At 60.2% G+C, this 17,723-nt stretch carries 10 protein-coding genes; 6 read left to right on the forward strand and 4 right to left on the reverse strand.

Going from position 1 to position 17,723, the window contains the following annotated elements:
• Positions 1-24 precede the first annotated feature (24 nt).
• The 4 genes from H7A51_16770 to H7A51_16785 all read right to left on the reverse strand — a co-directional run bounded on the left by H7A51_16770 (position 25) and on the right by H7A51_16785 (position 7,425).
• Positions 25-2,721, reverse strand: a complete 2,697-nt coding sequence (locus H7A51_16770; GenBank protein ID MCP5537872.1) for a glycoside hydrolase family 95 protein — start codon at positions 2,719-2,721, stop codon at positions 25-27.
• Between the two features lie 32 nt (positions 2,722-2,753).
• A complete protein-coding gene (locus tag H7A51_16775; GenBank protein MCP5537873.1) occupies positions 2,754-4,271 on the reverse strand; it encodes an arylsulfatase in 1,518 nt (505 codons plus the stop codon).
• Between the two features lie 78 nt (positions 4,272-4,349).
• The gene (locus H7A51_16780) at positions 4,350-5,819 is read right to left on the reverse strand and encodes an arylsulfatase (protein ID MCP5537874.1); all 1,470 of its coding nucleotides are present in this window, start codon (positions 5,817-5,819) and stop codon (positions 4,350-4,352) included.
• A 70-nt stretch (positions 5,820-5,889) separates the two neighbouring features.
• Positions 5,890-7,425 carry an arylsulfatase gene (locus H7A51_16785; protein ID MCP5537875.1) on the reverse strand — a complete coding sequence of 512 codons (1,536 nt, stop codon included), beginning with the start codon at positions 7,423-7,425 and terminating at the stop codon, positions 5,890-5,892.
• A gap of 190 nt (positions 7,426-7,615) precedes the next feature.
• Between H7A51_16785 and H7A51_16790 the strand changes: the two genes are divergently transcribed.
• The 6 genes from H7A51_16790 (at position 7,616) to ispG (ending at position 17,674) form a co-directional block, all read left to right on the forward strand.
• A complete protein-coding gene (locus H7A51_16790) occupies positions 7,616-9,055 on the forward strand; it encodes a sulfatase-like hydrolase/transferase (protein ID MCP5537876.1) in 1,440 nt (479 codons plus the stop codon).
• Positions 9,056-9,178: 123 nt separating this feature from the next.
• On the forward strand, positions 9,179-10,933 hold the full coding sequence (locus H7A51_16795) for a metallophosphoesterase (GenBank protein ID MCP5537877.1): 1,755 nt from the start codon (positions 9,179-9,181) through the stop codon (positions 10,931-10,933).
• A 286-nt stretch (positions 10,934-11,219) separates the two neighbouring features.
• A complete protein-coding gene (locus H7A51_16800) occupies positions 11,220-12,008 on the forward strand; it encodes a LamG domain-containing protein (GenBank protein ID MCP5537878.1) in 789 nt (262 codons plus the stop codon).
• 337 nt (positions 12,009-12,345) lie between these two features.
• The gene (locus tag H7A51_16805) at positions 12,346-13,089 is read left to right on the forward strand and encodes a PEP-CTERM sorting domain-containing protein (protein ID MCP5537879.1); all 744 of its coding nucleotides are present in this window, start codon (positions 12,346-12,348) and stop codon (positions 13,087-13,089) included.
• An 86-nt stretch (positions 13,090-13,175) separates the two neighbouring features.
• The gene (locus tag H7A51_16810; GenBank protein MCP5537880.1) at positions 13,176-15,788 is read left to right on the forward strand and encodes a hypothetical protein; all 2,613 of its coding nucleotides are present in this window, start codon (positions 13,176-13,178) and stop codon (positions 15,786-15,788) included.
• 95 nt (positions 15,789-15,883) lie between these two features.
• Complete coding sequence (gene ispG / locus H7A51_16815; protein ID MCP5537881.1) at positions 15,884-17,674, forward strand: (E)-4-hydroxy-3-methylbut-2-enyl-diphosphate synthase; 1,791 nt, start codon at positions 15,884-15,886, stop codon at positions 17,672-17,674.
• The last annotated feature ends 49 nt before the right edge of the window (positions 17,675-17,723 follow it).

Here is a 17,723-nt window from a genome sequence, read left to right on the forward strand (position 1 = left end):
AGAAAAAAACCGCGGGGGCTGTTTTCATTTTTCCCTAGTCAGCGGCACGGGGGTGGCTTGGTTGGCGGTCAGGCGGACGGTTTTCGGCTGCTGGCCGGGGAGGCGCACTTTGACCTGCTGGCTGTGGGGGGATTTCAGCGTGGCCGAGGTGAGCTTGCCGTCTTTCCAGGCGAGATCGACGATGACTTCGCCGCGGGCGCGCAGGCCGCGGACGGAGCCCTCGGGGTAAACCTTGGGCAGTGCGGGCAGCAGCACGATGGCGCCGGACTGGCTCTGGACAAACATCTCGCAGATGGCGGCGGTGATGCCGAAGTTGCCGTCGATCTGGAACGGCGGGCAGGTGGTCCAGAGGTTGGGCAGGGTGTTGTAGGCGAGCAGTCCGGCGACGCAGCCGTGGGCGCGGTCCGGGCTGCCGAGGCGTGCCCATAATAGGCCCCGCCACGCCCAGGACCAGGAACGGCGGCTCTCGCTGCCTTCGCCGCGCTGGTTGAGCGAGACGCGGGCGGCTTCGGCGAGTTTCGGGGTGTTTTCCAGGGTGATCTGGTTGCCGGGGTGCACGGCGAAGAGGTGGCTGGTGTGACGGTGGCCGCCTTTTTCAAACTCGGGTTTTTCACCCATCCACTCCATCAGCTGCCCCCAGCTGCCGATTTTCGGGCCGTAGAGTTTGGCGAGGGTGGTTTTCAGGCGTGTTTGCAGTTCTTTGTCGGTGTCGAGGATTTCCGCGGCCTTGAGGGTGCTGGTGAACAGATCCCACATCAGCTGCTGGGCGTGAGCGGTGCCGTCTTCGCGCGGGCCGTGCTCGTGCGACCAGGCATCGGGCACGACCAACGAGCCGTCGGGCAGCGCCTTGAGGCGGGGCAGCCAGAACAGGCTGGTATCACGCATCCACGGCCACGCCTGCTCTGCGAGGAATTTTTGATCGAGCGAGAACTGGTAGTGTTCCCAGTAGTGCTGGGAAAGCCAGGCGGTGCCCTCGATGTTCCAGTTCCACCCCGAGCCGCCGAAGGGGTTGAGGCTCATGCGGGTGACAAATCCCTGGGTGTCCTTGCCGTAGTGGGCCGCGGTGTGCTCGCGGTAAACCTCCTTGCCGGAGTCCAGCAGGTCAAACAAGGGGCCGGTGAGTTCGGGCATGTTGGTGGTTTCCGCCAGCCAGTAGTTCATCTGCAGGTTGATGTTGGTGTGGTAGTCGCAGTGCCACATCGGCAGGTTCTGGTTGCACCAGATCCCCTGCAGGTTGGCGGGCAGGGTGCCGGGGCGGGACGATGCGATCAACAGGTAGCGGCCGTAGTTGAAGAACATGGCTTCGAGCTCGGGGTCGAGGCAGGGACGGGGTAGCTCTTTGGCTTTTGCGCGGTAGTTGTTGAGCCGCTGGTCGGTTGTCTGGGCGGCGATTACAGGGTCGGTTTTGCCGATGTCGAGGCTGACGCGGTCGTAGAGGGCGCTGTGGTCGGCGACGTGCGCCTTGAGCAGGTCTTGCCACGATTTCTTGCGCGCGGCGTCGAGGCGGGCGGTGGTTTTATCTGCCGGGTCGCCTTGCATCCATCCGGCGTCGCGGCGCATGACGTAGTTGGTGTCGGCGGCGAGCAGGATGAGGATTTCATCGCAGCCAGTGACGGTCAATTTCTTGTCACGACTGCTCAGTTTACCGCCCTTGTGCTGCACTTCGGCGGTGGCGTGATAGCGCAGTCCGTTCGGCAGGCTGCCGGAGAGGTGCAGGGAGGTGCCATCGGCAGAGGTTTTGTCGCTGCGCAGGTGGGCGCCCTGGAAAAAGAGATCGCCGCTGATGCTGCCCGGCTTGTCGGCGGTCATGCGCCAGGCGATGACGCGGTCGGGGTGCGAGGCGATGGCTTCGCGGGTGTAGGTCACGCCGTCGCGCTTCCAGGTGGTGCTGTGCACGGCCTGGGAGATGTCGAGCTGGCGACGGTAGGCGTCGACCTGGACGGGTTGGGGTTTCAGGTCGTGCCCCCCGAGGCTGATCTCGCCGACCTGGAAAACCGGCACGCCTTGGCGCGGGGTGAAGGTGATGCGGTAGTAGCGGTGGTTGGCGGGTTGCTTGAGGGTGTAGGTTTTGGTCTCGCCGCGTTTTTCCATCGGGGCGATGCCTGTGCGGGCGTCGAGCAGTTTCCAGTCGCTGCCGTTGTCAGAGCCTTCCAGCACCCACGCGCTGGGGTCGCGCTCGGGCACGTCGGAGGCGCTGGTGAAGGCGTAATCGGTGAGTCGGCCGGCCTTGCCGAGATCCGCCTGCCAGACGATTTTCCTGAGGGTGATTTCCTGGTTTTCGATGCGGACACACCATTTGCTGCGTTTGTTGCCATCGACCGACTCCAAGACGGTCTGGCTGGAGCCCGACGACTGGTAGTGTTCGGTGTCGGGGTTGTCCATCGGCACCCAGACCCGCGCTCCGGTCGGGGCAGCGCCGGCGGCGGTAAAGATCAGGCTGCCGAAGTTCTGGTAGTTGCCCATACCCTTGTCGTCGTAAGCGCCGCCCGGGTTTTCGTTTCCTGTCCAGAGGGAATCGACATTGAACTGCATCTCCGCCTTGTCGATGCCGCCCATGAGCACCGCACCCAGCGCGCCGTTACCGATCGGCAGGCCGTTGAGTTCCCATTTTTTGGCGGGTTCGTCGTAGGTCATGACGTGCGAGGCGTCCGAGGCATGGGCGGAGCTGAGGCCGACGACGGCGGCGGCGATGACGGGGAGCTTGCGGAGGTGGTTTTTCATCGGGGATGGTTATTAAGCGAAAGGTCGACGTGCTAGAAATCCTTGCGCGGGCTGTTGACTTCGCGTTGGTAGATGGTCATCAGCTGCTGGAACTTCTCGGGGTGCTTGGCGGCGAGGTCGTGGCGCTCGCCGGGGTCCTTGTTGAGGTTGAACAGCAGGTAAACTTCTTTGTCCTTCTGCTCGGCGTCCCGCACCAGCTTCCAGCCGTCGGATATCACCGCCTGATGCACGACCACGGGGCCGCGCTTCGGCTGCTCCTTTCCTAACAAGGTCGGATAAAATGAGCTACCGTCCTTGCCCTTCGGAGCCTCGGTGCCCATGACCTCGGCAAAGGTGGTCATGTAGTCGTAGGCGGCGGTGAGTCGGTCGGTCTTGCTACCGGCTTTGACCTTACCCGGCCAGCGCACGATCAGCGGAACGCGGATGCCGCCCTGCCAGTTGGTCCATTTCACCCCGGCCAGATCCATTGAACCTTTGAAAACGTCGATCTCGCCGTGGTGGGAGCGGTGGCGGGCGCGATATTTGTCGTGTTCGTAGTAGAGTTCGTGACCGTTGTCGGAGGTGAACAGGACCATGGTTTTATCGTCCAGACCGAGCTTCTTAAGTCTGGCCATGATCAGGCCGACGTGGTCATCTAACAGTTTCACCATCGACGCGTATTCCTTTTGCACGTCCGTCAGGCGGTCGTCGTTGACAAAATCCGGGTGCACCTCGGGCACATCCACCGGGCCGTGCGGGATCTGGGTGGGGTGATAGAGAAAAAAGCGCTGGTCCTTGTGGTCGTCGAGGTATTGCAGGATGTCCTTGATCAGGACGTTCTGTGAGTAGTGCACCTTACCGGTTTTATCGCGGCGCATCTCGGTGGCTTTCTTGGAGGCGTAGCTACCTTCGCGGGTTTTGCCGGCGTTGTGGTGGGTGTTGCCGGGCAGCATGACTTTCTCGCCATTTTTCCACAGGTAGGTGGGGTAGAAGCCGTGGGCGCGCGCGTGGTCGAGGAAACCGAAGTAGTAATCCCAGCCGTGGCGCACGAGGCGGTCGTGGGTGGTGGTGAACCCCCAGTCGAGCTTGCCAAACTGGGCGGTGGTGTAGCCGGCTTTTTGCGCGACCTGGCCGAGGAAGACTTCGTTGGGTTTGGCCTGGATGGCCTTGGCGAGTTGCTTCTGCACCTCTGCCCCGGTCATTTTCCCTTCGTCCTTGGCCACAATCAACCCGGCCTTGGTGATGCTCCAGGCATTGCGATGGGAGTCGTGTAAACCGGTGACCAGGCTGGCGCGCGCGGGGGCGCAATAGACACAGCCGTGGGCATTGTTGAAAATCATGCCCTCGGCGGCGAGTCGGTCGATGTTGGGCGTCTTGATGATTTTCTGACCATAGGCACCGAGCAAGCCGGCGCCGAGGTCGTCGCCGTAGATGAGCACGATGTTAGGCCGATCAGCGGTGGCGGGTGCGACGGGTGTTTTGCTTTCCGCGACTGCCGTGCTGATGAGGGGAAGTGCGGCGACGCAGCCGAGCGCGGCGATTTTGAGGGCGTGAAGACTTGGGTGTTTCATGGATGTTTCTGAACGTTGGTTGAAGGGGGCATCGAATCGTTAGCCGACGAAGGCTGCAAAGCCTTCGCTACGGATTTGTTAGAGATCCTTGCGCGGGCTGCCGACTTCGCGTTGGAAAATGGTCATCAGCTGCTGGAACTTCTCGGGGTGCTTGGCGGCGAGGTCGTGGCGCTCGCCGGGGTCGTCCTTGAGGTTGAACAGCAGATAAACTTCTTTATCTTTCTGCTCCTCGTCCCGTACCAGCTTCCAGCCGTCGGCGACAACGGCTTGATGCACGATGATCGGGCCACGTTTCGGTTGCTCCTTTCCTAACAATGTCGGGTAAAATGAGCTACCGTCCTTACCCTTCGGAGCCTCGGTGCCCATGACGTCAGCGAAGGTCGGCATGTAGTCATAAGCGGCGGTGAGTCGGTCGGTCTGGCTACCGGCTTTGACCTTACCTGGCCAGCGCACGATCAGCGGCACGCGGATGCCGCCCTGCCAGTTGGTCCATTTCATCCCGGCCAAGTCCAGCGAGCCTTTGAAGACATCGAGCTCGCCGTGGTAGGAGCGCTGCTGGCTGCGGAGTTTGTTGTGGATGTAATACAGCGCGTGACCGTTATCGGAGGTGAATGCGATCATGGTTTTATCGTCCAGGCCGAGCTTCTTGAGCCTGGCCATGATCAGACCGACGTGATCATCTAACAACTTCACCATCGACGCGTATTCCTTCTGCACGTCGGTCAGGCGGTTGTCGTTGACAAAATCCGGATGCACCCCGGGCACATCCACCGGGCCGTGCGGGATCTGGGTGGGGTGATAGAGGAAAAAGCGCTGGTCCTTGTGGTCGTCGAGGTATTGCAGCAGGTCTTTGATCAAGACGTTCTGTGAGTAATGCACCTTGCCGGTCTTGTCACGGCGCACCTCGGTGGCCTCTTTTTTATCGTAACCACCCTCGTAGGTCTTGCCGGCATTGTGGTGGGTGTTGCCGGGAAGCATGACCTTCTCACCATTTTTCCACAGGTAGGTGGGGTAGAAACCGTGGGCGCGCACGTGGTCGTAGTAACCGAAGTAGTAGTCCCAGCCGTGGCGCACCAGGCGGTCGTGGGTGGTGGTGAAGCCCCAGTCGAGCTTGCCAAATTGCGCCGTGGTGTAGCCGGCATTTTTGGCAACCTGGGCGAGGAACACTTCGTTCGGCTTCGCCGGGATGGCTCTGGCGAGCTGTCGCTGCATTTCCTGCTCGGACATTTTCCCCATGTCCTTCTCCACTAACAGTCCACCCTTGACGATACTCCACGCATTACGATGGGAGTCGTGCAAGCCGGTGATCATGCTCGCACGCGCGGGTGCGCAATAGACACAGCCATGGGCGTTGTTAAAAATCATGCCCTCGGCGGCCAGGCGGTCGATGTTAGGAGTCTTGATGATTTTCTGACCGTAGGCACCGAGCAATCCGGCACCGAGGTCGTCGCCGTAGATCAGCACGATGTTCGGCCGGTCGGTGGTAGCGGGTTCAACGGATGGGCTCGTTTCTGCGACAGCTGTGGTGATGAGGGGTAGTGCGGCCATACAGCCAAGCGCGGCGTTCCTAACTGATCTGAATTTGAAGTTTTTCATTGGGGTCGGGAGTTGGATTTTGCTAGGGTCGGGAGTTGCGGATTTCGTTGAGTCGGGTTTTGAGTTGCGCGACCTTTTCCGGATGTTGGTCGGCGATATTTTCGCGCTGACTGAGGTCGGTGGCGAGGTTGAAGAGTTGCAAATCAGCATCGGGCGACCTGATGTCGAGCAGCTTACGCCGCCACTCGGGTTCAGCGCTGCTGAGACCGGCGGCGCGGCCTACCAGCAGCACCCAGTCGCCTGACCTCATACCGAGTCCACCGCGACCGTTGTGATAGACCATTTCGCGGCGCACGGGTCCTTCGCCGCGCAGTGACTTGAGTAGATTGACGCTGTCACGCGGGCTGTCCAGCTTCACCTCGGCGACCGCCGCGAGCGTGGCGTAGAGGTCGGTGAGGATGATCGGGTCGGTGATTTTCCCTCCGCCCCGGATGCCGCCGTTGGGCCACGAGGCGATGAAGGGGACGCGGTGGCCACCCTCCCAGGAATCGAACTTCATGCCGCGCAAGCGTCCGGCCGGAAAGTGGTGGTGTTTGCGGATCAGGTGCTGGGTCCGCGGTGACGGGCCGTTGTCGCTGCTGACGATGAGCAGGGTGTTATCGAAGCAGTCGTTCTTTTTCAGCGCCGCGATGATCTGACCAATGGCGTCATCAGTCTGCGCCACATAGTCGCCGTAATGGGACGCCTTGCTTTGCCCTTGGAAACCCGGGGCGGGAACGACCGGTGTGTGCGGCGAGGTGGTGGTGAAATAGAGAAAAAACGGCTGCCCGTCCTGGCTGTGGGCATCGATATAATCCACCGCCTTCCGGGTGAGGGTGGGCATGACTTTTTCAAACTGATAATCGGCGGCACCGGGGCCGTCGCCGTGGATGTGGCCGAGCTCGCCGAGCGACTTCAGCGATTTGCAGGAGACCTGGGTGATGTCGCCGACCAGGCTGCGGTCGTTGATGAAGGTGTAGGGTGGAAAGTTGGGGCAGTCGACGCCAAAGAAATGCTGGAACCCGGCACCGAGCGGGCCGCCGTTGATGGGTCGGGTGAAATCGAAATTTTCCGGTGTGGCGGTGCTATTGCCTCCCTTGCGGGTGTTCTCCGCATTGCTGCCATCGCGGAATGGCCAGTCGAACCCGAGGTGCCATTTGCCGATGCAGGCGGTGTGGTAGCCGGCCTTGGCGAGGAAGGCGGGCATGGTGGTGTCGCCCGCGTCGATGACCGGCTTCCCCCACGGCAGCACGATGCCTTTCATCAACTGCGGGTGCCTCCATGGGTAGTGGCCGGTGAGGATCGAGTAGCGGGACGGCGAGCAGAGGGCGCTGGGTGAGTGGGCATCGGTGAAATACACACCCTGGTTTGCCAGCGCGTCCATGTGTGGTGTCTGCACCTTGGATTCCGGATTGAGGTGGGTCACATCGCCGTAGCCGAGGTCATCTGTTAGAATAAGGACGATGTTGGGTTTTTCCGCCATGGCGGTGGCAGCGATCATCGCGGAAAAAACGGCGACCAGCGCCCGGTGCCACACGACTGTAATCGGGCGGGTGTGACAGGGAGGAGAAAACAACATAGCGCGGAATACGGTGGAGCCTGCACCAGCTTTTCACGCTACGGCGACGAAATCGATCATTTACGCGAGCTGTTCCATATTTGAACAGGGGGCATTGGGTTTTCCAGCGGACATTGACAATGCGTCAGGGATCTTTATTGCATGATGGTAAGCGGTATTCATGGAAATACCTCACACCACCCATCCGACAATGCTTAACCTACGATCATGGATCAGCCCTCTGCTACTGGCAGGGATATCAATCGGACTCTGCCAGGCGGAGCCAACCGCAACCCGGGAACGACCTAACATCATTGTCATCCTCTGTGACGATCTGGGCTATGGCGACCTGTCCTGCTACGGTCACCAAGTCATCGAGACACCGATTCTGGACAAGCTGGCGCAGGGAGGAATCCGATTCACCGACGGCTACACAGCGGCGCCGGTGTGTTCGCCTTCGCGCGCCGGCATGCTCACCGGACGCAACCCGTATCGCAGTGGGATCTACGAGTGGATTGCCGGAGGTCCGGTGCATCTGCGCCGTTCCGAGGTGACCTTTCCAGAGCTGCTGAAGCGCGGTGGCTACCAAACCATGCTCGCCGGAAAATGGCACCTCAACGGACATTTCAACCAGCCGGACAAACAACCGACGCCCGGAGATCACGGCTTCGACTACTGGTTCGCCACCCACAACAACGCCAGCCCGAGTCACCACAACCCGTCGAACTTTGTCCGCAATGGCAAGGCGGTGGGGAAACTGGAAGGCTACTCCAGCTCGATCGTGGTGCGCGAGACACTCGGCTGGCTGGATGGTCGCGAGCAGAAGGAGTCGCCATTCCTGAGTGTGCTGACATTTCACGAACCCCACACCCCGGTGGCCTCTCCGCCGGAACTGGTGGAACGCTACCAAGCACACGAAAAAATCCCCGGTCAGGCGATTTACTGGGCGAACGTCGCGCAAGTGGACAGGGCGGTGGGCGAGTTGCTGGAGGGTTTGAAAAAGCGCGGTCTCTATCAGAACACGCTGATTGTTTTCACCTCCGACAACGGGCCGGAAGAGTGGCTTCGCTATCCGGGTTGCCGACTTCAGCACGGATCGGTGGGTCCATTGCGCGGGCACAAACTGGATGTTTTTGAAGGCGGGATCCGCGTGCCGATGATCGTCAGTTGGCCGGCGGCGATCGCGCAGGGCCGGGTATCAGGGGTGCCAGTTTCCTCCCTCGACCTGTTGCCGACCTTTTGTGCGCTGGCCGGGGTGCCCGTGCCTGACGACCTGCAACTCGACGGCTGTGATATTTCAATATACATTGCGGAGGATGCGAAACCCGATCGCCGCCAACCGCTGTTCTGGTTTTATCAATCGGCCAGAGGATACGCCAACTTTGCGATGCGTGACGGCGACTACACCTTGATCGCGCGACGCACCGGCGAGCTGTTTTATCCTGGGATGCAGGTCAGCAACGAACGTTGCCTGCAGGAAATCATGAGCTGCGAACCCCGTGCTCACGAACTTTACAAAATCAGCCAGGATCTACTCGAAGTGCACGATCTTAAAAACGACGAGCCGGACGCGTTCAAACGGATGCAGTCCGACATGAACCGCGTTTGGGCGGATATCAAGAAAGACTGCGTCGATTGGGACAAGGAGTAAGGGGAAATGTCACCCGACCTGTTTGTTCCATATCTGGACAGGCGGGCGCTTATTGCTTGCTGCGTTGACAAGTGTACACCGACTAGCTCGTATGGAATGTCTATTGATTCATCATTATCAACCATGAAATTACCCAGCCTCACCCAATCCCTTGCCGTCGTCACCGCCGGTTTCCTGAGCCTTATGCCACATGCCGTAGCCGAGTCGGACGCTGGCCAGGACGCTCCGTGGACCTTTGTCAGCATTCCCGATTTCCTCAACGTGGACACCCTCTATCCGCAACCCGGCTGGGAGGATGCGCTCAGTTACAGCTTGAAAGCGGTGAAGGCGGAGAACCCCGACTTCGTGCTCGTGCCCGGCGATCTGGTCATGGGGCGCTGGGAAACCGCCGAAGGCATCAAGAAATACGCCGCCACCTACTACCCGGCATGGATCAAGCGCATGCAGGCGCACGGGCTGAAATACTACACCGCCATTGGCGACCACGAGATCGGTGACAACCCGTGGAGGGGTGCCAAGGTGGCCTTGGTGCCGAACTACAAACAAGCCTTCGTCGAGTATCTCAAGATGCCTCAAAACGGACCGGAGCACATGCTCGGCACCGCCTTTTATTTCACCCACAAAAATGCCCTCGTCATCTCGGTCGATGTTTTTGAACAGGATGAAAATGGAGAGGTCCACGCCGGCGTCACCGGCAAGCAACTGGCCTGGCTGGAAGAGGTGTTGGAAAAATACAAGGACATCCCCCACAAGATCATCATGGGCCACACACCGGTGCTCGGTCCGGTTAGAAAAAAAGCATCCAGCGGCCTGATGACGGAAAAGGGGCGCGAGTCCGCCTTCTGGCAGACGATGGCGCGGCACAAGGTCGACCTCTACCTCTGCGGCGAAGTGCATGCCATCACCAGCAAACACGCCGACGGCGTCGAGCAGATCTCCCACGGCGGACTCTACGGCTACAACCCGACCGTCAACTACCTCGTTGCCAAAATCGACGGCGACCGCATCGAGCTGGAACTCAAGGAACTGGTCATCAGCTGCACCGGAGAAAAACTCTGGCAGCCCGGCCACAACCGCCCGCACGAGTCCGTCATCGTACCGGAACACGTGCAGAAACAAGGGTATCGCAGCGTCGGTCGACTGGTGCTCAAACACGGCCAAGCCACCCCCGCGAGCGCACGTTTCGGCTACTTCAACGACGACGCCGTCACCGCCGCACTCGCCACCGAACCCATCTACAGCGACGACTTCGACGGCGACCTCAGCCAGTGGCAGATCGAGCAGATGCCCGGCGGTAAAACCCGAATCAACAAAGGCAAACTGGAGATCAACGACGCCGCCGGCTGCACCATCTGGTTCAAAAAGGAACTCTCCGGCCCGGTGCTGATCGAGTATGACGCCACCGTGCTCGCCAAACCGCAGGCCGACGGCAAAGCCGAGCGCTTCAGCGACCTCAACTGCTTCTGGATGGCGCAGGACCTGAAAACCCCCGACCTGCTCGCCGGCAGCGATCGCGGCGGCAATTTCGCCAACTACCACCCGCTGGCACTCTACTACGTCGGCTACGGCGGAAACCGCAACAGCTCCACCCGCTTCCGTCGTTACCCGGGCGACGGCACCCGCCCGCTGCTGCCGGAAAACGATCTGAAAACCGCACCGCACCTGTTGAAAAAACGCAATCCGGTAGGCAGCGGCAGACTCAAGATCCAGCTCATCGCCAGCGGCAGCGACATCCAGTTCCGCCGCAACGACGAAGTCATCTTCAGCATTGTCGATCCCGACCCGCTGCGCAAGGGCTGGTTCGGCATCCGCACCGTCAACAGCCACATCTTCATCGACAACTTCCGCGTTTACCAACTCGCTGACGGAAAAGAATAATTGAGCGGAGTTCGTGGGATTTTTTACCGCGAAATACTCGAAATACGCGAAAAATTTCCAGAACGACGTGTTCATTGAGTAATCAGCCCATGTAAATTTCGCGTATTTGCCCGTATTTCGCGGTCTCTCGCTATTCATATGGGCCCATTTTCTCCTTAGCTTGGTCGCCCTGCCGCTGAGTCATTGACTTTAACCTTGCAATCAGCTGCCGGAACGCCAGAATAGGCATCGTTTCCTACTCCCCCTCGCAGGGAAGGACATACATTGCTCAACCCCAGACCAAGCTATGAGATATAACACACTACTAAGCACCCTGCTCGCAACAGGTGCTGCTGCAAGCATGAGTTGCCAGGCGGCACTGATTGCCCACTACACCTTTGATGTCGATGGCACGGATGCCTTCGGAAACCATGCCACACTCGGCGATGCCGCGTCCATCACGGCGTCGTCCAAAGTCGGTGCCGGCGCTCTTTCGCTTTCAGGCGCGCCCTCTCCCGACGGAGGAGGCAATGACGGCGCGTATTCCGGAAGTGACTTCACCCTGGGGGATCACACGCGCACGATCGCCTTCTGGATGAAAGCCACGGCTGGTGATCACGGCGACGTCAACTCCACCCTGATCTCGCTCGGTGACACCTCCGCGAACGGAACGCGCTTCGATATCCGGGTAACGGGAAACAAGCTGCGTTTTGAAGTTGGAGGAGGAGGAACCACCACTGGAGCGACCATTGCCGACGGCTCCTGGCATCACATCGCCATCGTCGTCCCTACCGTCGGCGCCACAGTGTCCGCCTCACAATACTCCATCGACGGAGGCACCCTCACCGCATTTGGAGGAACCACTGGTGCCACGACCGTTGGAATCAATACTGTCGACAACCCCCTCCGCCTCGGAGAAAGTGTCGTCGGAACTGACGACCGCGACTACAAAGGCTTGATTGACGAGGTTCGAATTTACGACGAGGCGCTGAGCCAAAGTGCGATCACCGCTCTTGCCAGCGTGCCAGAGCCATCTTCCGCCGCCCTGCTCGGCCTCGGTGGACTGGCGCTGATACTCCGTCGCCGCAAGGGCTAAGGAGCACACGGTCCTGCGCCGTAGAAAGGAGGCTGGGGCACAACGACAATCCATCACCATCATCAGCGGGAGGTTCCACGCCCCCCGCTTTTTTCTTTCTGTATGCACGAGCTAGGCCGCCGTATGGTTATGGACCTGCCCTGCGCGGCACTGGCTTTAGCGTTGCTTTGCTTCCTGGCTCGCCCGTTCTCCAACACCCCGACAGGTCATTCTGCCAAATCGAAGGGGAAACATCGTCTCTACTCAACGCATTGTTCATATTTGAAACAGAACTGGATTCTTTGCATTTCCCCGCTCGCCCCCGCCCCTTTTTTTTATTATGCATCGTGATAGCCCAATGAAACTACCCACAAAAACCCCACTGTTCCTGCTTGCCACGATGGCGACCTGCCATGCTGCAGCAGTCCTCACCACCTCGGAGTCCAACTTTTCGACCAACCAATCTGTCGGACTGGCCAGCCAGACTTGGGCTGGCTCCATTTCCTCCACAGACCTCGTACAAACAGGCGCGCCCACTTTTGCGAACCGCAGCTACAGCGCCACACCCCATAGCGCCTTTGGCGGCGCGACCTCCGATGGGGTCCATGACGGAGGCACGGGCGACGCCAATACAAGCAACTGCACCTTCTGGGTAGTAGGTAATCTCCCTATGACAATCACCTTCGATCTGAACGTCGCCACCAATACACTGGGATACGACATCACCAGCGTCGATGTTTTCCAAGGCTGGACCTCGTCGTCGGGGATGCAAGCCAACCAGAACTACACGATTGCGGTCAGCACCGTGGGCTCGGCTGGCTATACAGATCTGATCACCGTCAATTACAACCCGTTCGGAACCGCAAACGACAGCCACCACTACACTCACACCCAGGTGACGGAAAACAGCTCGGGCATCCTCGCATCCGGCGTCGACAGCGTGCGCCTCACCTTCCTCACCCCCGCAAGCTCAGGTGGCTCAGATCCAGGAATCGTGATCAATGAAATCGATGTTCAAGGTGTGGCCACGGTTCCCGAGCCAAGCTCCGCCGCCCTGCTCGGTCTCGCGGGTTTCGGTATTCTGTTACGCCGCAAGCGCTAACAGACGGAACTGCCCGACATCCCCATTTTTGAGGGCGGTGGATGGTTTCCACCGCCTTGTTTTTGCAAACCTCCGTATTGAAACCCATGATGAAACGCCTCCTGATATCCTCCTTCCTCTTCCTGCCGCTGCTGCATGTCTCGGCGGGTATCGTCACCAGCGTTGAGGAATCCAACGTGACCACGCAGCCCGGTGACGACCTGGCCAGCCAGCCCTGGGCCTCGCAGATCTCGTCCACCGACCTGGTGCACGCGGGCCGGGCCACACTCGCCAACATGACGCTCAGCGTAGCCCCCTTCTTCGGCCCGTCCGGCGTCAATAATGGCGGCACAAACGCCACCTCAAGCAACAGCACCTACTGGGATCTCGCCAAACTTCCGGTCAATGCCACCTTCGATCTGGATGTCACCACCCATACCCAGGGCTACGACATCTCCGCTGTCGATGTCTTCCAAGGCTGGACCGCGAACTCAGCGATGCACGCCAACCAGAACTACACCGTCTCTGTCAGAACGGTAGGTTCGACGGACTATACGGATCTGATTACCGTCGCTTACAACCCATTTGGAACCGCGAACGACAGCCATCACTACAGCCACACCAAGGTGAGCGACGACAGCGCGAGCGTCATCGCCTCCGGCATCGACAGCGTGCGCATCACCTTCCACAGCCCGGCAAGTTCCGGCGGAAGTGCCACCGGCATCGTGGTCAATGAAATCGACGTGCACGGCTACGCGACCGGCACCGTACCGCCCGAGGTCAGCGTGTCCACTCCGGTAACGCGCCAGGTCATCCAGCGTGGAGCCGACAACAAAGCGAACATCGATGTCATCGGTGACTACCTCGGCACGGCGGACAGCATCGAGGCCCGGGTGGTCGCGGGTGACTCGGGGACCAGCACCGCCTGGCAAACCATCGATGCCGCACCGGGCGGTGGCAGCTTTTCGGGCAGCCTGGCCAAGGTGCAGGCCGGCGGCTGGTACACGCTGGAGGTGCGCAAGGTGATGGGCGGTGTGCCCGGCACAGTTACCGCTCTGGAACGCGTTGGCATCGGCGACATCTACGTCATCGCCGGCCAGTCCAACTCCGCCAACCACGGCTCCCCGGCCATCGCCTCCACGGAAGACCGGGTCTCCGCACGCAACAGCATCACGGCCAATTCCTGGATACACGCCGAAGACCCGCTTCCAACGGCCACCGGCACCGGCGGCTCCGCCTGGACCCGGCTCGGCGACCTGCTGGTGGCCAGCGAGGACATCCCCATCGGCTTCATCTCCGTCGGCCAAGGCGGCACCCGTGTTGACCAGTGGGTCAGCTCCCTCTACGCCGGTCATTTAAAACCCGCCGTCCAGTCACTTCCCGTGAACGGCTTCAAAGCCATCCTCTGGCACCAGGGCGAGTCCGATTCCATTGTCAGCACCACCAACGCGGACTACCAGTCGCGGCTCGAAAGCGTCATTGCCAGCTCCCGCACCGACGCCGGCTGGGACGTGCCTTGGTTTCTTGCCCAGGTATCCTTCCATCCAAACAGCAGCCTGGCTCTCGAGATGCCGATCACATCCGCCCAGCGCGACATCGTCCATGCCCAGCCCAACACACGGCTCGGAGCACGAACCGAGGATTTTCATCTAACAGGATACCTTCACGACGCCGTGCACTTCAATGCCACCGGACTGGCCGCCCACGCCGCCCAGTGGCATGCCCTCCTGACCGGAAACCCGGCACCAACCCCGGTCAATCCCGGTCTGGAAAGCAACACCGCCCTGGCAGACGGCGGCATCCACACAATCAACACGGCAAGCAACAGCAGCCCCGCGGTCATCGGCTGGGAGGTGCTGGCCGCCTCCGGCACGGATGCCGCCGACGGCTCGAACGGCTACTACAACCCGGACGCCACCTTCTACACGAACAGCCTCGACACGGTCAACGCCGGGGTGCTGCCTAACATGGCCGGCAAACACGTCGCCTTCCTGTTCGGAGGCAGCGCAGGCAACCGTTTCCAACAAACCTTCCCCACCAGCGTGGAGCCTAACACCACCTACACCCTGACCGTCGCGCTCGGCCTCCGCTCCGCCATCCAATCCGCAAGCTACGGCAACGCCCGACTCGAAATCGTCGCCGACGGCCAGACCGTGGCCTCGATCGATGTGCCGGAAAGCAGTCTCACCGCCGACACCTTCACCGACATCTCACTCAGCTTCACCGCGCCCGATAACCAGTCACTCAACCAGCACCTCGCCATCCGCGTGATCAAGACCCTGGCCACTGGCTACGTTGATTTTGACAACGTCCGCTTCACCCGGGAGCTGACCCCGTTCGGGCAGTGGCAGACGGATCATTTCGGCTCCACCATCCATGCCGCTGCCCGGGTCAGCTCGGACACCGATGCCGACCAGATACCGAACGGCGTCGAGTACTTCCTCGGTTTCCTGCCTAATTTCCGCGACGCCCTGCCGATGCCCACCGCTGGTGCATCCACGGCTAGCTACACCATCCCCCTGGACCCGGCGGTGACCGACTCCGGTCTCGACCTGCTCTATTCCTACAACCTGGTGCAGTGGTTTTCCGTCGCCACACCCGATGACCCCTCCATCGCGTCCGTCCGCACCTCTGACAGCTGGACAGCGACCATTCCCTACTCACCCACGGACCGGGCGTTCTTCCGTATCGAAGCGAAAAACATCACCCCCCTCCGATGAAGCCCGGCGAGCCGAAGTAGGGCGGCTATGCAGGCCGCCAACAACCTTGGTGCATATCCTGTCGACAAGTTACAAACTTGTCCTACTATCCGGGCATGCACTCGGACCTTCACTACTGTCAGGATTACTTCGCATACTCACGCCACAAAACCCGTGAAATCATGGTTGGCAACGTCGGCATCGGCGGCGACAACCCGATCCGGGTGCAATCGATGATCACCGCCGACACCCGCGACACCGAAGCCTGTGTCAAAGAGATCCTCGAACTTGCCGAGGCTGGATGCGAGATCGCCCGCGTCACCGCACAAACCAAGGTCTACGCAGAAAACCTCGAACACATCCGCGATGGAGTGCGCGCCGCAGGTTGCGACATCCCACTGGTTGCCGACATCCATTTCAAACCCGACGCCGCCTTCGAAGCCGCCAAGTGGGTGGAAAAAATCCGCGTCAACCCGGGCAATTACACCGATACCAAAAAATTCGCCATCCGTGAATACTCCGACGCCCAGTATGCCGAGGAGTTGGATCGCATTCGCGAGGACTTTGCCCCCCTGGTCTTGCTCTGCAAAGAACTTGGCCGCGCCATGCGTATCGGGACGAACCACGGCTCGCTCTCCGACCGGATCATGAACCGCTACGGCGACACCCCGCTCGGCATGTGTGAGAGCGCCCTCGAGTTTGCCCGTATCGCCCGCGACCACGATTACCACAATTTCTGTTTCTCCATGAAGGCCAGCAACCCGAAGGTGATGGTCGAAGCCTACCGCCTGTTAGTTGCCCGGCTTGAAAAGGAGGGCCCCGACTGGAATTACCCCATTCACCTCGGTGTGACTGAGGCCGGCGACGGCGAGGACGGTCGTATCAAATCAGCCATCGGCATCGGATCCCTGTTAGCTGACGGCGTAGGCGACACCATCCGGGTGTCGCTCACCGAGGACTCCGTGTATGAAATACCTGTTGCCCGGGCGCTGGTGGACAGCATTGCCCACAGCCACCTCCTCACCGACCCCACGGGTGCGCAGCGGGGTACGCTCAGCTACAACCCCTTTTCCTACAGCCGCCGTCACAGCCATGAGATGGAGATCAATGTCCACAAGCTTGGCAAGGAAAACACCATCCGCGTGTTCACCTCCCGTGAAAAGTGGGACGCCCTCGCGCACAAGATGGACAAGTTGGGCGACTTCACACCGGAAATTGTCTACGAGGACTCCGGGGTCATCGCCATCGACCCCTACGACTCCCATGCCGTCATGGAAATCAATGCCATGGTTGAGCCGCAGCTGGTCACCGTTGCTAACAGCGACGTTCACGATGCCGCCGTTATCCATGCGTTCCGCCTGCTCGCCTCCAAGCTCGCCGCCCACCACCCGATCCTACTGAAAGATCATCTAACACCATCAACCGATCCAGATGCAGATCCCCTGGTCAACCTGCTGATTGCTTCACGCAACATTGGCTCGTTACTTTGTGATGGTATTGGCGATGCTGTTCTCATCCAGGGGGAATACAACGCCGAGGCATCACTTCGCCTCGCCTACAACATCCTGCAAGCGGCTGGATCCCGTATTTTCAAAACCGACTACGTCGCCTGTCCCTCCTGTGGCCGGACCCTTTTCAACCTACAGGAAACCACCCAGAAAGTGCGTGCGGCGACAGGTCACCTCAAGGGGGTTCGAATCGCCATCATGGGCTGTATCGTCAACGGCCCCGGGGAGATGGCCGACGCTGACTTCGGATACGTCGGCGGCGCCCCCGGCAAGATCAACCTCTACGTTGGCAAACAAGCGGTGAAGTTCAACATCCCCGAAGCCGAAGCCGTCGAGCGACTGATCGACCTGATCACCGAGCACGGCAAGTGGATCGATGCTCCGGTTGCTTCCGTGTAGCGAAGCGGCTGCGCCCTTCGTCGGTAAAAATCCTCTTACGCGATCTATC

The organism is Akkermansiaceae bacterium, from assembly GCA_024233115.1.
Classification (GTDB): Bacteria; Verrucomicrobiota; Verrucomicrobiia; order Verrucomicrobiales; family Akkermansiaceae; genus Oceaniferula.

What these genes read in the sequence shown, in the direction of transcription:
- ispG (MCP5537881.1), top strand. Translation starts at nt 15,884, where the DNA reads ATGCACTCGGACCTTCACTACTGTCAGGATTACTTCGCATACTCACGC.
- H7A51_16775 (MCP5537873.1), bottom strand. Translation starts at nt 4,271, where the DNA reads ATGAAACACCCAAGTCTTCACGCCCTCAAAATCGCCGCGCTCGGCTGC.
- H7A51_16810 (MCP5537880.1), top strand. Translation starts at nt 13,176, where the DNA reads ATGATGAAACGCCTCCTGATATCCTCCTTCCTCTTCCTGCCGCTGCTG.
- H7A51_16805 (MCP5537879.1), top strand. Translation starts at nt 12,346, where the DNA reads ATGAAACTACCCACAAAAACCCCACTGTTCCTGCTTGCCACGATGGCG.
- H7A51_16785 (MCP5537875.1), bottom strand. Translation starts at nt 7,425, where the DNA reads ATGTTGTTTTCTCCTCCCTGTCACACCCGCCCGATTACAGTCGTGTGG.
- H7A51_16800 (MCP5537878.1), top strand. Translation starts at nt 11,220, where the DNA reads ATGAGATATAACACACTACTAAGCACCCTGCTCGCAACAGGTGCTGCT.
- H7A51_16790 (MCP5537876.1), top strand. Translation starts at nt 7,616, where the DNA reads ATGCTTAACCTACGATCATGGATCAGCCCTCTGCTACTGGCAGGGATA.
- H7A51_16770 (MCP5537872.1), bottom strand. Translation starts at nt 2,721, where the DNA reads ATGAAAAACCACCTCCGCAAGCTCCCCGTCATCGCCGCCGCCGTCGTC.
- H7A51_16795 (MCP5537877.1), top strand. Translation starts at nt 9,179, where the DNA reads ATGAAATTACCCAGCCTCACCCAATCCCTTGCCGTCGTCACCGCCGGT.
- H7A51_16780 (MCP5537874.1), bottom strand. Translation starts at nt 5,819, where the DNA reads ATGGCCGCACTACCCCTCATCACCACAGCTGTCGCAGAAACGAGCCCA.